The 15,178-nt window shown below is 62.3% G+C and carries 14 protein-coding genes and 2 pseudogenes; 13 read left to right on the top strand and 3 right to left on the bottom strand.

Annotated features, from left to right (window positions below; all coding sequences use genetic code 11):
- The first annotated feature begins 103 nt into the window (after positions 1 to 103).
- Genes sdhC through AC630_RS14310 form a run of 4 tightly spaced genes read left to right on the top strand, consistent with a single transcriptional unit; the run spans position 104 to position 3,550 of the window.
- The gene (sdhC, locus tag AC630_RS14325) at positions 104 to 502 is read left to right on the top strand and encodes a succinate dehydrogenase, cytochrome b556 subunit (protein ID WP_074119158.1); all 399 of its coding nucleotides are present in this window, start codon (positions 104 to 106) and stop codon (positions 500 to 502) included.
- A 9-nt stretch (positions 503 to 511) separates the two neighbouring features.
- Positions 512 to 904: a succinate dehydrogenase, hydrophobic membrane anchor protein gene (gene sdhD / locus AC630_RS14320; RefSeq protein ID WP_074119157.1), complete on the top strand. Its 393-nt coding sequence runs from the start codon at positions 512 to 514 to the stop codon at positions 902 to 904.
- Between the two features lie 3 nt (positions 905 to 907).
- Positions 908 to 2,743 (top strand): succinate dehydrogenase flavoprotein subunit, encoded by a 1,836-nt coding sequence (gene sdhA, locus AC630_RS14315; protein WP_074119156.1) that lies wholly within the window; start codon positions 908 to 910, stop codon positions 2,741 to 2,743.
- 24 nt (positions 2,744 to 2,767) lie between these two features.
- Positions 2,768 to 3,550 (top strand): succinate dehydrogenase iron-sulfur subunit, encoded by a 783-nt coding sequence (locus tag AC630_RS14310; protein WP_074119155.1) that lies wholly within the window; start codon positions 2,768 to 2,770, stop codon positions 3,548 to 3,550.
- Positions 3,551 to 3,710: 160 nt separating this feature from the next.
- Here AC630_RS14310 and AC630_RS14305 read toward each other — a convergent pair.
- Positions 3,711 to 3,887 (bottom strand): annotated as a pseudogene (locus AC630_RS14305) (transposase); the annotation flags it as partial.
- A gap of 35 nt (positions 3,888 to 3,922) precedes the next feature.
- Between AC630_RS14305 and AC630_RS14300 the strand changes: the two are divergent.
- Genes AC630_RS14300 through AC630_RS14285 form a run of 4 tightly spaced genes read left to right on the top strand, consistent with a single transcriptional unit; the run spans position 3,923 to position 8,257 of the window.
- Entirely contained in the window at positions 3,923 to 4,657 is a 735-nt protein-coding gene (locus tag AC630_RS14300; protein WP_074119154.1) for a FadR/GntR family transcriptional regulator, read from the top strand.
- Positions 4,650 to 5,801: an acyl-CoA dehydrogenase family protein gene (locus tag AC630_RS14295; protein ID WP_074119153.1), complete on the top strand. Its 1,152-nt coding sequence runs from the start codon at positions 4,650 to 4,652 to the stop codon at positions 5,799 to 5,801. Before AC630_RS14300 ends, AC630_RS14295 begins: the two co-directional genes overlap by 8 nt.
- 1 nt (position 5,802) lies before the next feature.
- Positions 5,803 to 7,035 (top strand): CaiB/BaiF CoA transferase family protein, encoded by a 1,233-nt coding sequence (locus AC630_RS14290; protein WP_074119152.1) that lies wholly within the window; start codon positions 5,803 to 5,805, stop codon positions 7,033 to 7,035.
- Positions 7,028 to 8,257: an ABC transporter substrate-binding protein gene (locus tag AC630_RS14285; RefSeq protein ID WP_074119151.1), complete on the top strand. Its 1,230-nt coding sequence runs from the start codon at positions 7,028 to 7,030 to the stop codon at positions 8,255 to 8,257. The genes AC630_RS14290 and AC630_RS14285 overlap by 8 nt, the downstream gene beginning before the upstream one ends.
- Positions 8,258 to 8,481: 224 nt before the next feature.
- Here AC630_RS14285 and AC630_RS45415 read toward each other — a convergent pair whose 3' ends face one another.
- A complete protein-coding gene (locus tag AC630_RS45415; protein ID WP_167561206.1) occupies positions 8,482 to 8,634 on the bottom strand; it encodes a hypothetical protein in 153 nt (50 codons plus the stop codon).
- A 755-nt stretch (positions 8,635 to 9,389) separates the two neighbouring features.
- A complete protein-coding gene (locus AC630_RS14280; RefSeq protein ID WP_074119150.1) occupies positions 9,390 to 10,139 on the bottom strand; it encodes an SDR family oxidoreductase in 750 nt (249 codons plus the stop codon).
- Positions 10,140 to 10,748: 609 nt separating this feature from the next.
- Between AC630_RS14280 and AC630_RS14275 the strand changes: the two genes are divergently transcribed.
- The 5 genes and pseudogenes from AC630_RS14275 (at position 10,749) to AC630_RS46945 (ending at position 14,773) form a co-directional block, all read left to right on the top strand.
- Entirely contained in the window at positions 10,749 to 12,905 is a 2,157-nt protein-coding gene (locus AC630_RS14275) for a hybrid sensor histidine kinase/response regulator family protein (protein WP_074119149.1), read from the top strand.
- Positions 12,906 to 12,929: 24 nt separating this feature from the next.
- A pseudogene (locus AC630_RS47810) lies at positions 12,930 to 13,073 on the top strand (ATP-binding cassette domain-containing protein); the annotation flags it as partial.
- Between the two features lie 87 nt (positions 13,074 to 13,160).
- Complete coding sequence (locus AC630_RS14265) at positions 13,161 to 13,985, top strand: FkbM family methyltransferase (RefSeq protein ID WP_074119148.1); 825 nt, start codon at positions 13,161 to 13,163, stop codon at positions 13,983 to 13,985.
- Positions 13,986 to 14,009: 24 nt separating this feature from the next.
- Entirely contained in the window at positions 14,010 to 14,396 is a 387-nt protein-coding gene (locus AC630_RS14260) for a VOC family protein (protein WP_074119147.1), read from the top strand.
- A 134-nt stretch (positions 14,397 to 14,530) separates the two neighbouring features.
- Positions 14,531 to 14,773 (top strand): hypothetical protein, encoded by a 243-nt coding sequence (locus AC630_RS46945; RefSeq protein WP_074119146.1) that lies wholly within the window; start codon positions 14,531 to 14,533, stop codon positions 14,771 to 14,773.
- Positions 14,774 to 15,178: the final 405 nt, after the last annotated feature.

Genomic DNA, 15,178 nt, shown 5'->3' with positions numbered 1-15,178 from the left:
GCGATTTGGAGATTGCGCAGGCGAAACCGACTCCGTAAATAGAGCCGACCTTTCGCGATCCCCGCGCGCCCCCTGCTGGGCCGCAATAAAACATCAAAAGCCCATGACCGCACGGATCGAACGACCCCTTTCACCACACATGCAAGTCTACCGCTGGACGCTAACGATGGCGCTGTCCATCGTTCATCGCGCCACCGGCATCGCCCTTTACGTCGGAACCCTGCTGCTGGCCTGGTGGCTGATCGCAGCGGCGACCGGCCCCACCGCCTATGCCCATGTCCAGGCCTTCACCGGCAGCATCATCGGCCGGCTGATCGTGTTCGGCTACACCTGGGCGCTGATGCACCATATGCTGAGCGGCATCAGGCACTTCGTGTGGGACCTCGGCTACGGTTTCAAGGCCAATGAGCGCGAGGCCCTGACCTGGGGCGCGCTGATCGGCGGCATCGTGCTAACGGTGCTGATCTGGATCGTCGCCTACGCGATCGGAGGTGGACGATGAGCGCGACCGATACGCCGAAGCGCAGCATGCGCACCCCCGCTCGGCCGCGTCCGCAATCTCGGCGCGGCGCATTCCGGCACGTCCGATTTCTGGCGCCAGCGCATCACCGGCGTTGCGATGACGCTGCTGATGATCCCGGTGCTGGTGATCGTCATGATGCTGCTCGGCCGCAACCAGGCCGGCGCTGCGCAGATTCTCAGCTCCATTCCTGTCGCCTTGATCCTGCTTCTCTTCATCTTCGCCAGCGCCTGGCACATGAAGATCGGCATGCAGGTGGTGATCGAGGACTACGTCCATAACGAGAAGCTGAAGCTCATCTCGGTCATGCTCAACAACTTTTTCTCGATCGCCGTGGCACTTGCCTCGACCTACGCGATCCTCAAGCTTTCATCCGGAGTGTAACCCATGGCCACAGAGACGAATGGCAAGGGCAACGGCGCTCCCGCCACCAACGGCAAAGCCTATCCCATCGAAGACCACACCTATGACGTCGTCGTGGTCGGCGCCGGCGGCGCGGGCTTGCGCGCGGTGGTCGGCTGCAGCGAAGCGGGCCTGCGCACGGCCTGCATCACCAAGGTGTTTCCGACCCGCTCGCATACGGTCGCGGCGCAGGGCGGTATCTCCGCCTCGCTCGGCAACATGCACAAGGACGACTGGCGCTGGCACATGTACGACACCGTGAAGGGGTCGGATTGGCTGGGCGATCAGGACGCGATCGAATACATGGTGCGCAACGCGCCCGAGGCGGTCTACGAGCTCGAGCATTGGGGCGTTCCGTTCTCGCGCACCGAGGACGGCAAGATCTACCAGCGCCCGTTCGGCGGCATGACCATGGACTACGGCAAGGGCCAGGCGCAGCGCACCTGCGCTGCCGCCGACCGCACCGGCCACGCCATGCTGCACACGATGTATGGCCAGTCGCTGCGCCACGCGGCCGAGTTCTTCATCGAGTTCTTCGCCATCGACCTGATCATGGACGACCAGGGCACCTGCCGCGGCGTCATTGCGCTCAAGCTCGACGACGGCACGCTGCACCGCTTCCGTGCCCAGACCGTGATCCTGGCGACCGGCGGCTACGGCCGCGCCTATGCGTCCTGCACCTCGGCCCACACCTGCACCGGCGACGGCGGCGGCATGGTGCTGCGCGCCGGCTTGCCATTGCAGGACATGGAGTTCGTGCAGTTCCATCCGACCGGCATCTACGGCTCCGGCTGTCTCGTCACCGAAGGCGCGCGCGGCGAAGGCGGCTATCTCGTCAACTCCGAGGGCGAGCGCTTCATGGAGCGCTACGCGCCGTCCGCAAAGGACCTCGCCTCGCGCGACGTCGTCTCGCGCGCGATGACCATCGAGATCCGCGAAGGCCGCGGCGTCGGCAAGAAGAAGGACCACATCTTCCTGCATCTCGACCATCTCGATCCCGCGGTGCTGGCCGAACGCCTGCCGGGCATCTCCGAATCCGCGAAGATCTTCGCCAATGTCGACGTGACGCGCGAGCCGATCCCGATCGTTCCGACCGTGCACTACAACATGGGCGGCATCCCGACGAACTATCACGGCGAGGTGCTGACCAAGAAGGACGGCGACGACAACGCCATCATCCCCGGCCTCATGGCGATCGGCGAAGCCGCCTGCGTCTCCGTGCACGGCGCCAACCGCCTCGGCTCCAATTCGCTGATCGACCTCGTCGTGTTCGGCCGCGCTGCCGCGCTGCGTCTCGCCGAGAAGCTCACCCCCAACGCCAAGCAGCCGGAGCTGCCGGCGAACTCGGCCGAGCTCGCGCTCGGCCGTCTCGATCATTACCGCTACGCCTCCGGCGGCACGCCGACCGCGAAGCTGCGCGAAGGCATGCAGCACGTGATGCAGAACAATTGCGCGGTGTTCCGCACCGGCGAGGTCCTGAGCGAAGGCCAGAACCTGATCGAGAAGGTCCACAGCGGCATCACCGACATCGCCGTCTCCGACCGCTCGCTGGTGTGGAATTCGGACCTCGTCGAGACGCTCGAATTCGACAACCTGATCTCGCAGGCGGTGGTGACGATGAACTCGGCCGCCAACCGCACCGAGAGCCGTGGCGCGCATGCCCGCGAGGATTTCTCCGAGCGCGACGACAAGAACTGGATGAAGCACACGCTGGCCTGGCTGGTTGACTCCGGCAAGGTCAAGATCGAGTACCGCCCGGTTCACGACTACACCATGACCAACGACGTGCAGTACATCCCGCCGAAGGCGCGCGTGTACTGATCGAACAGCGAAGGCCCTATCGAAATGGTTGAATTCGCACTTCCGAAGAACTCCAAGATCACCGGCGGCAAGACCTGGCCGAAGCCCGCGGGCGCGACCGAGCTTCGCGAATTCCGCGTCTATCGCTGGAATCCGGACGACGGCAAGAATCCGAGCGTCGACACCTATTACGTCGACACCAATGATTGCGGTCCGATGGTCCTGGACGGCCTGATCTGGATCAAGAACCACATCGACCCGTCGCTGACCTTCCGCCGCTCCTGCCGCGAAGGCGTCTGCGGCTCCTGCGCCATGAACATCGACGGCCAGAACACGCTGGCCTGCACCCGTTCGATGCACGACGTGAAGGATGGTGCGGTGAAGGTGAATCCGCTGCCGCACCAGCCGGTGGTGAAGGACCTCGTGCCCGATCTCACCAATTTCTACGCGCAATACGCCTCCGTCGAGCCGTGGCTGAAGACGACCTCGCCGACGCCGCAGAAGGAATGGCGCCAGAGCCACGAGGACCGTGAGAAGCTCGACGGCCTCTACGAGTGCATCCTGTGCGCCTGCTGCTCGACCTCCTGCCCGAGCTATTGGTGGAACAGCGAACGCTACCTCGGCCCCGCCGCGCTGCTCCAGGCCAACCGCTGGGTCTCGGACTCCCGCGATGAAGCGACCGGCGAGCGGCTGGACGATCTCGAGGACCCGTTCCGCCTCTACCGCTGCCACACCATCATGAACTGCGCCAAGGCCTGCCCGAAGGGTCTCAATCCGGCGGAAGCCATCGCCGAGCTCAAGCTCAAGCTGGTCGAGCGCCAGATCTAGGCCAGTTTTATGCTACGTCCCCCGGACGCCTACAGACAAAATAGTTCTTCTTAGGCAACAGAGTCCTTCTTAATCAAAATAGTCCCTTCGAACTCAGGGACCTCGTTGAGTATGCCAAAACAGGGCGGGTCGATGACCCGCCCTGTTTTCGTTCTCAAACACGCGACAGATCACTCTCCCGGAAGCGGCCATGCCTGTTCTTGGAGAACGTCGAGTGATCCGGCACCGCCCCAGCCAGGCCGAGCCGGCAGAACCACCGGTAGGCTAGATTGAGATGAACCTCATCGCGCAGGCGCCGTCCCGATCGAATGCCGAAGCAGTAACCAATCAGGAGCATTGAATTGGTCCAACCATTGGGGTATAGGACCAATTATGAATTTCACCACGATCAAATCGATGCGCCTCTTCGAAGAGGTCTCGCGCCAGATCGGCGAGCAGATCCAGTCGGGCAAGCTGACGCCTGGCGAGAAGCTGCCCAACGAGAGGGATCTCGCTTCGACCTTCGCCGTCAGCCGGCACGTCGTCAGGGAGGCCCTGCGCTCGCTGGAATCTCTCGGCCAGATCGAGCTGCGCAAAGGGGCCGCAGGCGGTGCGTTCGTCGCCAACGGCGGTCCCCAGCCGCTGACCAAAATAATGCAGGGCATGGTTGCCGTCGGCGGGGTGGATTTGGCGCAGCTGACGGAAGCACGCCTGGCGATCGAGTCCGCAGTGATCGGGGTTGCTCACGCGGTTGCGGACGAAGCCGGACTTGCGGCGCTCGATGCCAATATCGACGAGGCGGAACGCCAGACGCTCGCCGGAAATTCCGCGCTGAAGACGCAGATCAACGTCCAGTTTCACATCCTTATTGCGGAAATGACCCGCAATCCGATCCTCATCATGATGATGCGGTCGTTGATGAGCCTTTTGGGCGACTTCATCGCCGAATTCGGCTCCGTCATGGGCGTCGACGTCATTCAGTCCCGCAGACGCTTCATGAGACACATGCGCAGCGGGAGCGCGGACCGGGCCGTAGGCGAGATGGAGCGGCATCTGAAGGTTCTGCATCAGCACTATCTGGATGCGGCCGCAAAGACGCAGAGAAAAAGAGGTAAGCTCAATGGCTGACGCGGAAACGCTCCAATCGATGGTCGATCAGACGAGACGTCTGGTGCGCGAGGAACTGATCCCGGCGGAGGAATGGGTCGAAGAACACGACGAAATTCCAGACCACATCGTCGCCCGCCTCAGACAGTTCGGCTACTTCGGTATGACGATTCCCGAGGAATATGGCGGGCTCGGCCTCTCGATGTTCGAGGAGGCCAGTGTCGTCTGCGAGATCGGTTACGCCTCGCCCGTGTTTCGCTCTTATTTCGGCACCAGCAACGGCGTCGGAACGCTGGGCATCATCGTCGACGGGACCGAGGAGCAGCGCAGGAAATATCTGCCGCGCATCGCGGCGGGCGATCTCGTCGCATCCTTCTGTCTCACCGAGCCTGGCGCGGGTTCGGACGCTGCATCGCTCACGACCCGGGCGACGCGGGACGGCGACGGATACGTCATCAACGGCACCAAGCGGTTTACGACTAATTCGCCTCACGCCGGCATTTTCACCGTGTTCGCACGGACCGGTCCGAAGGAACAGAAGACGTCGGGTATCTCCGCGTTTCTCGTCGAGCGCGACACGCTCGGGATCACGATCGGGCCGCGCAACAAGAAGATGGGATTTCGCGGTGCGCACACAGCCGACGTCATCTTCGAGAATTGCCGCGTGCCGGCCACGTCGCTACTGGGCGGCCGGGAAGGCGTCGGTTTCAAGACCGCAATGAAGTCGCTCGACCATGCTCGGCTTCACATGTCGGCCGTCGCAACGGGCCTGAGCGAGCGGATCATCGACGAGGGCGTGCGTTACGCCTCTCAGCGCGTCCAGTTCGGCAACCCGATCGCGAACTTCCAGCTCATCCAGGGTATGCTCGCCGAGTGCGAGGCGGAGGCGCTCGCCTCACGATCCATGGTGGAGCGCGTCGCCCGCATGCGTGACGAAGGTCGGCCCGTCACCAAGGAAACCGCCTGCTGCAAGTATTTCACGACCGAAGCACTCGGCCGGATCGCTGATCGCGTCATGCAAATTCACGGCGGCTACGGCTACATCAAGGAGTATCCGATCGAGCGGCTGTTCCGCGACGCCCGCCTGCTGCGCATCTACGAAGGCACCAGCCAGATCCAGCAGTTGATCATCGCGCGCGAGATGCTGAGAGAGAAGGCCGCCTAACATGGCCGGACCTCTGCAGGGCATTCGCGTTCTCGACCTGACGACGGTCGTGATGGGACCCTACGCCTGTCAGTTGATGGGCGATTACGGCGCGGACGTAATCAAGGTCGAGGCGCCCGACGGCGACGTGATGCGGCTGTCCGGTCCCATGAAAAATCCGGGCATGGGCCATCTGTTCATGTCGACCAATCGCAGCAAGCGCTCGGTCGTGATCGATCTCAAGACGGCGGAAGGTCGCGATCTGCTGCTTCGCCTCGCAAAGCAGGCAGACGTCCTGCTCTACAATATTCGTCCGCAGGCGATGGCGAGGCTTGGGCTCGGATACGAGGATCTTCGCGCCGTCAATCCGCGGCTTGTCTATGTCGGCGCGTTCGGATTCAGCCAGCGCGGTCCCTATGGCGCGCGCCCTGCCTACGACGACCTGATCCAGGGAATGTCGGGGATACCCTGGCTGTCTCTCAAGGCCGGGTCGGCCGAACCGCGCTATGCTCCCGTCATCCTCGCCGATCGAATCGTCGGTCTGCAGGTCGCTTTCGCCGCGATGGCTGCGCTGCGCCATCGCGACGTCAGCGGCGAGGGCCAGCGCGTCGACGTACCGATGTTCGAGAACCTGCTGACCGTCGTTCTCGGCGAACATCTCGCAGGCTCGCTGTTCGAGCCCGCGATTGGCGAACTCGGCTATCAGCGCAGCCTCGCGCACAACCGGCGCCCCCATCGAACGCTTGACGGGTTTATCTGCACGCTCGTGTACACCGACAAGCACTGGCGGAGCTTCTTCGCGGCGATCGGTCAGATGGACATGTTCGAGAAGGACACGCGGTTCTCTTCCCAGAACGAGCGGCTGAAACACATCAACGAGGTTTACGGATACCTTGCCGGCGTTCTGGCCACGCGCACGACGGCAGAGTGGATCGACGTTCTCACAAAAGCCGACATCCCGGTGGCGCGAATGAATTCGCTCGATGACGTCCTCAACGACGAGCATCTGCGTGCGATCGGCTATTTCCAGACCTTTGAGCATCCGTCGGAGGGACGCGTCAAGGACGTGGCTATCCCGACCGAGTGGTCGACCTCCCAACCCAAGGTATCGCGGCACGCACCGGCACTGGGCGAACACACCGTCGAGGTCTTGAGCGAGGTTGGGCTGGACGCGCACCTCATCGCTGACTTGTTGAACAAGAAAATCATCAGATCCGCAAAGGATCGCGTATCCGGGAAGGACGACCATGGCTAGAAGCCCAGCGCTCATCATTGCGGTTTTGGCGGCATTGGCATCGACGGTGCCGTTTGGCGGAGCCGCGCTCGCCGACGAGGCGAACGGACCCGTCAAGCTCGCGGTGCTCGACGACATGAGCGGCCCTTATGCGGAAAATTCCGGCCAGGGCAACGTCCTCGCGGTGCGGATGGCCATCAAGGATTTTGGCGGTTCGCTGCTCGGCAAACCGATCGAGATGACGTCGGCCGATCTCCAGAACAAGGTCGATATCGGCATGAGCGTCGCCCGCAAATGGTTCGACGTGGAAGGCGTCGACGCGATCCTCGGCATGGGTAGCTCGGCCGCGGCGCTCGCGGTCCAGAAGCTCGCGGCCGACAAGAACAGGATCACGCTCGCGACGACCCCCGCAACCGCCGAACTCACGGGCAAGTCCTGTTCGCCGAACGGCGTCCACTGGGTCTACGATACCTACGCGCTCGGCAAGGGTGCGGCGACAGCGGTGGTCGCCCAAGGCGGCAAGAGCTGGTACTTCATCACGGCCGACTATGCGTTCGGACATGCGCTGGAAGCAAGCGCGGCGACCTTCGTGAAAGCGCTCGGCGGGACCGTGCTCGGATCGGTGAGGCATCCGCTCAACACGTCCGATTTCAGCTCGTTCCTGCTCCAAGCCCAGACGTCCAAGGCTCAGGTCGTTGGCGTCGCGAATGCCGGCAACGATACCATCACCGCGCTGAAGCAGGGCGCCGAGTTTGGCCTCCAGGAGGGCGGCCAGAAGATGGTCGGCCTTCTGATGCAGGTCACTGAGATCCACTCGCTCGGGCTCAAGGCTACCAAGGGACTGCAGTTCGTCGAAGCTTTCTATTGGGACCAGAACGACGAGACCCGCGAGTTCTCGAAGCGCTTCTTGCAGGAGTACGGCCAGCCGCCGACGCAGGTGCAGGCCGGCACCTACAGCGCCGCCATACATTACCTGAAGGCGGTGAAGGCCGCGAGCACGAAGGACGCCAAGGCGGTGATGGCCAAGATGAAAGAGATTCCGATCAACGATTTCATGACGAAGAACGGGACGATCCGTGACGACGGACGCGTCATTCGCGACATGTACCTGCTGGCGACCAAAGACCCTTCTGAGTCGAAGGGCGAGTGGGATCTGATGAAGGTCGCCGCCACGATCCCTGGCAAGGACGCTTTTCGTCCGTTGAGCGAGAGCGAGTGTCCGCTAGTTCAGAAAGCGAAATAGTTCAGCGCTCCACTCGTCCGGTAGGATCATGCACGTTTTTGCCCATCGCTTCGTAGTCCAGACCGCGAACGGGGCCGTGCTTGCCGATCTCACCCCGCACGGAGTGCTGTTTCGGAGTTCGGCTCTGACGGAATAGGTCGGCCGTCGTACCATGAGTCCCGCCGCTAGACCTTTATTTCTGTGCGCCGGGTCACTGCGCTCGTCCCGCGGCCTACTATGTGTAGTCACGCGAATTTGTGCCTGCCTCGTCCATATCCGGACGAGTTGATGTATTCGGTGTTCGCCCGGCATTTCGCATATTCGCAACCGGCAAGGGCCATCCCATTCATCTTGACCAGCCGCGGATCGGCGATGCGCGTCAAGTCGATCGCGTCCAACTCCCCGAATTCCCGCTCGCGCGCGATGAACGCCCGGACAGATCCATCTCGCGGGCATAGGTACTGCCGCGATCAAACTCGTCCAGTTCGATGTCGGGAATGTCGCAAACGTCCACCGTCACAAGTCAAACTACCGCCCATCTAGAGAGGATTGGGGGCAGAGAGGATCAGGACAAAAACCGACAGAGATTCAATTGCTTACGTCCCCGCTTGCACGCTGCAGGATTGAAAGAACAATATTGTCGGCTTGAATTGACGTCTTCGGGCAATCTGAAAGGACTTTGTTTTCAACTAGGCTTCCGCTGCGCACGAAATACCAAGGCTTTTTTCCGACGAAAAGTAGGGACTATTTTGCACAGGGACACGGCTGTCTACAGACAAAATAGTTCTTCTTAGGCAACCGAGTCCTTCTTAAACAAAATGGTCCTTTCGAACTCAGGGACCTCGTTGAGTACGCCAAAACAGGGCGCGTCGATGACCCGCCCTGTTTTCGTTTGGGCCAACAAGCCGCAATCGCCAGACGACCTTCAGATTCGTAGTCTGATGCTCAAATCGGTGAGGGACGCAGCAGGACGATTGAACAAGCAGAGTTCGCGGTTATTCTGCCGAAATACCCCCCTACGTCCCGATCAATTCCCCAGCATCCCGCGATTTTGCGTCGCCGCTACGTCCCCAACGAGGGGGTGCCGAGCTCGCAGAAAAGGCCGGAGTTGGAATTTCAACGATCCAGCGCATTGAAGGCGACAACGGATTCCCTACTTCACAGCAGCATTCCCGCCATCTGCAAAAAGCGCAGAGCCCGCGACGAAACTCGACATAGAGCTTGCAAGAAAAAGGGCTGCTTGTGCAATTTCTTCAGGATGTGCAATGCGCTTCATCGCATGCAAACCTGCGGCCCATTCCTTTTGGGATTCGTTGCCAGCCATAGCGGTATCAACCCCACCCGGTAAAAGAGCATTGGCCCTTATTCCCATAGCTGCGTAATCAGCCGTAATCCCCTTTACCAACCCCATAAGCCCAGCTTTCGATGCTGCATAGGCTGCCATTCCGGGCAACCCGACACTCGTTCCGACAAAGCTGGATGTGAAGATCAGTGAACCGCCGCCACGTTTCAGCATTTGGGGAATTTGATATCGGCTTCCGAGAAAAGCGGACGTCAAGTTCGTTGCTATCGTCTTTTCCCAGTCTGCAATCTGGATGTCGGCGAGAGGACCCATCGTCCCTACGGTTCCAGCGTTGCTGAAAGCAATGTCAAGGCCGCCAAATGATTTCCCGGCTTCCGTAACAAGACGTTCATGTGTATCGGGAAGAGCTGTATCCCCTGGAACAATCCGCGCCGTTCCACCACTTCCCTGAATGCGGTCAGCAACCTCCTGCAAGGCCTGATGGCCCCTCGCGTTCAGCACAAGAGAAGCACCTTCGGCAGCGAAAAGAAGGGCAGCGGCTTTGCCAATCCCAGAAGACGCCCCGGTAATGATAGCGGTTTTGTTGTTCAATAAACCCATGTGAGCCTCCTTAGTGATGAGACTCAGTCATAGGAGCCACATGGTCAGGCAACCACCCGTTTCCTGCGGTCAAATCCTGCCGCGAAAATTCCGACTTTTGAATCGGTTTCTGCTCAGCCAGCCGGCCTCTGCAAACCGCTCGCGTCAATCAGGCTATGGCTGCGCCTTAATGAGTCCGCGTCCTCGACGGCAGTTGGCCACTCTAGCCAAACGTCCCCACTAGAGAGGACGAGCGTGGAGAAGATCAGGCGAAAACCATCCGAGATTCAATTGCTTGCGCCACTCTTCGCGCACCGCTTTCTTTGAAAGAACAATATTGTCGGCTTGGATTGCCCTCTTCGGGCGATCTGAAAGGACTTTGTTTTTAACTAGGTTTCGACCTGACACGAAATGCCAGTTCTTTTTCGACGAAAAATAGAGACTATTTTGTAGGGCGACACCGGCCGCCGCGGCCGGGGCATTCTACGCCCGGTGCGAACTTCAGTGAAATTTGCCTCTTCGTGCACTACGGGCAAATCAGAAAACTGCAACCCCCGGTTCGCGCCATAAGCCGCTTCCTTCCTTGCGGGAAGTTCAAGTAAGCTCTCCGGTCTGGGACCGGGAGCGACTGTGCAGGGAGCGCAACGCAACTCGCTGAGACTTTTGCGGTGGATGATGGTTGCATCCCTGGCGCTCCCGATTGCGCTGTTCGTCATCGCCTCCGCGATCTCCTACACCTCGACAAAAGACATCGCCGACCGGGAGATCGAGCGCACGCTCGATGTTGCTCATGAGCACGCGCTCAAGGTGTTCGAGACCATCGACCGCAGCGTTGCCGAGATCAACGAGGTCGTGCGCGATCTGCCCGACGACGTGATCCGCTCGCGCGAGCCGGCGCTGCACCGGCGCCTGAAGCGCCTGACCGACTCCCTGCCCCAGCTCAAATCGGTATGGATCTTCGATGCGGACGGACGAGCGCTGGTCAATAGCCTCGCCTCGCCGCCGCCGGAGCAGAGGTTTGCGGACCGCGACTACTTCATCGCCCATGTCGACCAGAACATCGGCACCTTCATCGGCGTCCCCCTGACCCCGCGCCCGCCCTATCAGGGCGCGCACTTCTTCGGCGTCAGCCGCCGGCGCGACTCCGACGAGGGCAGCTTCATCGGCGTGATCCAGGCTTCCGTTCTGCCGGAATATTTCGAAAGCTTTTATGCCAGGATCGGCTCCGATCCGGGCAGCTTCTTCGCGATGGGACGCAGCGACGGCGTGCTGCTTACGCATTTTCCCCGGGTCGACCGCGACCTCCGGCTCGATCCGAACGGGCCGGTCGGCCGCGAGATCGCAGCTCACCCCGAGCATGGCCTCATCACCATCGCCTGGCCGTCGGACGGCATCGAGCGACGCGTCGGCTACCGGCGCGCCGCGGAATATCCGATCTATGTCAGCGCGGGCCTCGAGACCTCGGCGATCCGCGCGCGGTGGCTCGCCACCATGGGCCAGTATCTGGTGTTCGGCGTTCCCGTGACCGCACTGCTGTTCCTGCTGCTGGCGCTGGCGTTCCGGCGCACCCAGCACCTCCAGGCCGAAGCTGCAAAGCGGCGCGAGGCCGAGGAGGCCCTCAAGCACAGCCAGCGGCTGGAGGCGCTCGGACAGCTCACCGGCGGCGTCGCGCACGACTTCAACAATTTGCTGACGGTGATCCGCGCCTCGGTCGATCTGTTGAATCGGCCACAGCTGACGGAAGAGCGGCGCCAGCGCTACATCACCGCCATCGCCGATGCGGTCGGGCGCGCGGCCAAGCTGACCTCGCAGCTTCTGGCGTTCGCGCGGCGCCAGACGCTGAAGCCGGAAGTGTTCGACGTCGGGGAGCGGATGCAGTCACTGCACGACATGCTGGCGACGCTGCTGGGCCCGGCGATCGAGATCGCGATGCAGCTGCCGGCGGAGGCCTGCCTCGTCAATGCCGATGCCGGCCAGTTCGAGACGGCGCTGATCAACATGGCGACCAACGCGCGCGATGCCATGCAGGGCAAGGGCCGGATCACCTTCACGATCGAGGCCGCGCCGACCGTCCCGGACACGCTGGCGCACGTCTCGGGCAGCCATGAACTTGCAGGCAACCATGGCTTCGTCAGCGTTGCCGTCAGCGACACCGGAATCGGCATTCCCGCCGCGCGACTTGGGCGCATCTTCGAGCCGTTCTTCACCACCAAGCAGGTCGGCCACGGCACCGGTCTCGGCCTGTCGCAGGTGTTCGGCTTCGCCCGGCAATCCGGCGGCGAGGTGACGGTCACGAGCGAGGTCGGCCACGGCAGCACCTTCTCGCTCTATTTGCCGCGCGTGCCGGCGGACCTGCTGCCGCGGCGGCAGGCGCCTAACACCGCACCGGCAGTGGCCGGCAACGGCACATCGGTGCTGCTGGTCGACGACAATATCGAGCTCGCCAATTTCGCCGCCGACGGCCTCACCGAGCTCGGCTACAGCATCACGCTGGTCGACAATGCCACCGACGCTCTGGCTGAGCTGGTCCTGGACGCGCATCGTTTCGATGTCGTGTTCTCGGACGTGGTGATGCCGGGCATGACCGGGCTCGACCTCGCCCAGGCGATTCGCGATCGCGGCATCGACGTGCCGGTCGTGCTGACCAGTGGCTACAGCGAGGCACTGTCCCAGGACGGCGTTGCGGGCTTCGACCTCGTGCAAAAGCCCTATTCGATCGAGGAGTTGTCGCGCGTTCTGCACCGGGCCGCGCGGCTGAGACGGGTGCGCGACGGCGCCGCCGAGTAAGGGTCCAATCGGGAACCTGCGGCCGGCCTCGATCACCTCAAGGAGAAGCTTGAGGAAGAGGGGCCGAGGGACCAGATGCTCTCCGGCGGCGATGAGCAGTGCCTCGCCTTTGCGCACCTGTTGCTCCACAACCCCGGCATCGTCGTCCTCGATGAAGCGACCTCGGCGGCGTGAACCCGTAGATGCGGTAACGGGCCGTTGGAGTCCCCGGTAAAACCGGCTATGCATGCGCCGCTTGCAACGAGGACCCTTGGCTTGACGCCCGACAACGCCCCTTCGTCCGCGCCATTCGGCGCGTTTGCGCCGAATGCGGCGCAGACCGCCATCATTCGCCTCGCGACACAGTCGGGGCTGAAGCGCGGCGCGTTCCGACCCTGGCTGTCGCGGCTGGTGAACCTGCTGCGCGGCGGGCCGGTCGACGTGCAATATCAGGGCGCTTCGTTCCGCTTCTATCACCAGGGCAGCGCGACCGAGCGCGGCGCGTTGTTCAACCCCGACTACAATCTCGACGAGCTCGACTTCCTGCGCCAGTACACGCCGGCCGGCGGCGTGTTCGTCGACGTCGGAGCCAATGTCGGCACCTTCGCGCTGGTGATGGCGCGGCAGGTCGGGCCGTCAGGCAAGGTGGTTGCGATCGAGCCGCATCCAATGACGTTTGGGCGGCTCTCGTTCAACCAGGCCGCATCGAAGGCGACGCAGGTGCGCCTGGTGCAGGCTGCGGCAGGTGACAGCGACGGCGAGCTCACGATCGAGAGCGGCGGCGGCAATCTCGGCGCCACTCACGTCGTCACCGGCACGGCCAGTGCCGATGCGATCAAAGTGCCGTCCCTGCGGCTGACGCGGATTCTCGACGAGGCTGGCGTCGCGCAGGTCGATGCGCTCAAGATCGACGTCGAAGGTTTTGAGGACCGTGTGCTGATCGGCTTCTTCCGCGACGCGCCGCAATCGCTGTGGCCCCGCGCGGTGGTGATCGAGCATCTGTCACAAAGCGAATGGCAGCAGGATTGTATCGCTGACATGGTCGCGCGCGGCTTTACGGTCGCGCGCAAGACACGGAGCAATACGTTCCTGTCACGCTGACGACGACAATCAACGGAGCTTGCGATGATCGACCATTTGGGTTTCTCCGTCTCCGACTATGAGCGTGCGAAAGCATTCTACGCCAAGGCACTGGCTCCACTCGGCTACAGCCTGATCATGGAAGTGACGGCGGAGCAGACCGGCCACGCAGCCGCGGCCGGCTTCGGCACTAACGGCAAGCCCGATTTCTGGATCGGCGGCGAAGGCGCGATGAACAAGCCGGTGCATGTCGCGCTCCTCGCAAAAGACCGCGCCACGGTCGACGCGTTCTACAAGGCGGCCATCGCGGCGGGCGGCCGCGACAATGGGCCGCCGGGCATCCGTCCGCATTATCACGCGAACTATTATGGCGCCTTCGTGCTGGACCCCGACGGCCACAACATCGAGGCCGTCTGTCACGCGCCGGAGTAGACGGGCTCCACATTCAGGCAGGAACATCGTTCCGTGCAGGTCGTTATCGTCCCTTGCAGGAAGGAGCACGATATGGCCGCGACGGTGACGAATTCGCGTCCCGACATCGGCGAAAATCATAAGGTGTCGATGTGATGCCGATCGAACCGCCCGAGATTCCGCCATCGACGCCGGGGACTCCGACCGAGCCTCCTCCGGGGATTCCGCCGGGCAATCCGCAGCCTGACATCGCACCGCCGGTGCGCGAGCCAGACGCACCGCCACGCCCGGACGAATTGCCTCCGTACGTTCCCGAAGAGATTCCGCGACGCGGACCAAATGGGCCGCTCACACCGAATCCCGCGACGGATGCGACTTCGCCGCAAGGTCACACATGAGACGAACAATCACATGTGCGGCGATTGCATCCTGCTTCTGAATGCGCAATGAACGTCGCCATAGTGACGTGATTTGCGTGCAGAAATAAATCGGGCCGCGACCTCTTTACCCGCCACAATCCGGCCTAACGCGTAGCTGTTCATCACACGACTTCACTTCTCAAAGAACCTTCCCGAGGAATTTCACGACCATGACTAACTTCCGCTTCGTTCTGCTTGCAACGACGGCTCTAACCGCGATGCAAATCGCAAGCTCTGCATCGCATGCGCAAGGCGCACCGCCGCTCATTGTCGCGCAGGCCCAGCCAGACACGGGCCCTGACGGGCGACCGAAGCAACCGCCGAAGGAAGCGCCCAAGGGACCGCCGCCCGCCGCGCGTCCGGCCGCACCAGCGGCTCCCGCGC

The organism is Bradyrhizobium sp. AS23.2, assembly GCF_001908185.1.
Taxonomy (GTDB): domain Bacteria; phylum Pseudomonadota; class Alphaproteobacteria; order Rhizobiales; family Xanthobacteraceae; genus Bradyrhizobium.
The sequence above is the reverse complement of the archived record's forward strand: the minus strand, read 5'-3'. Positions and strand labels throughout refer to the sequence as shown.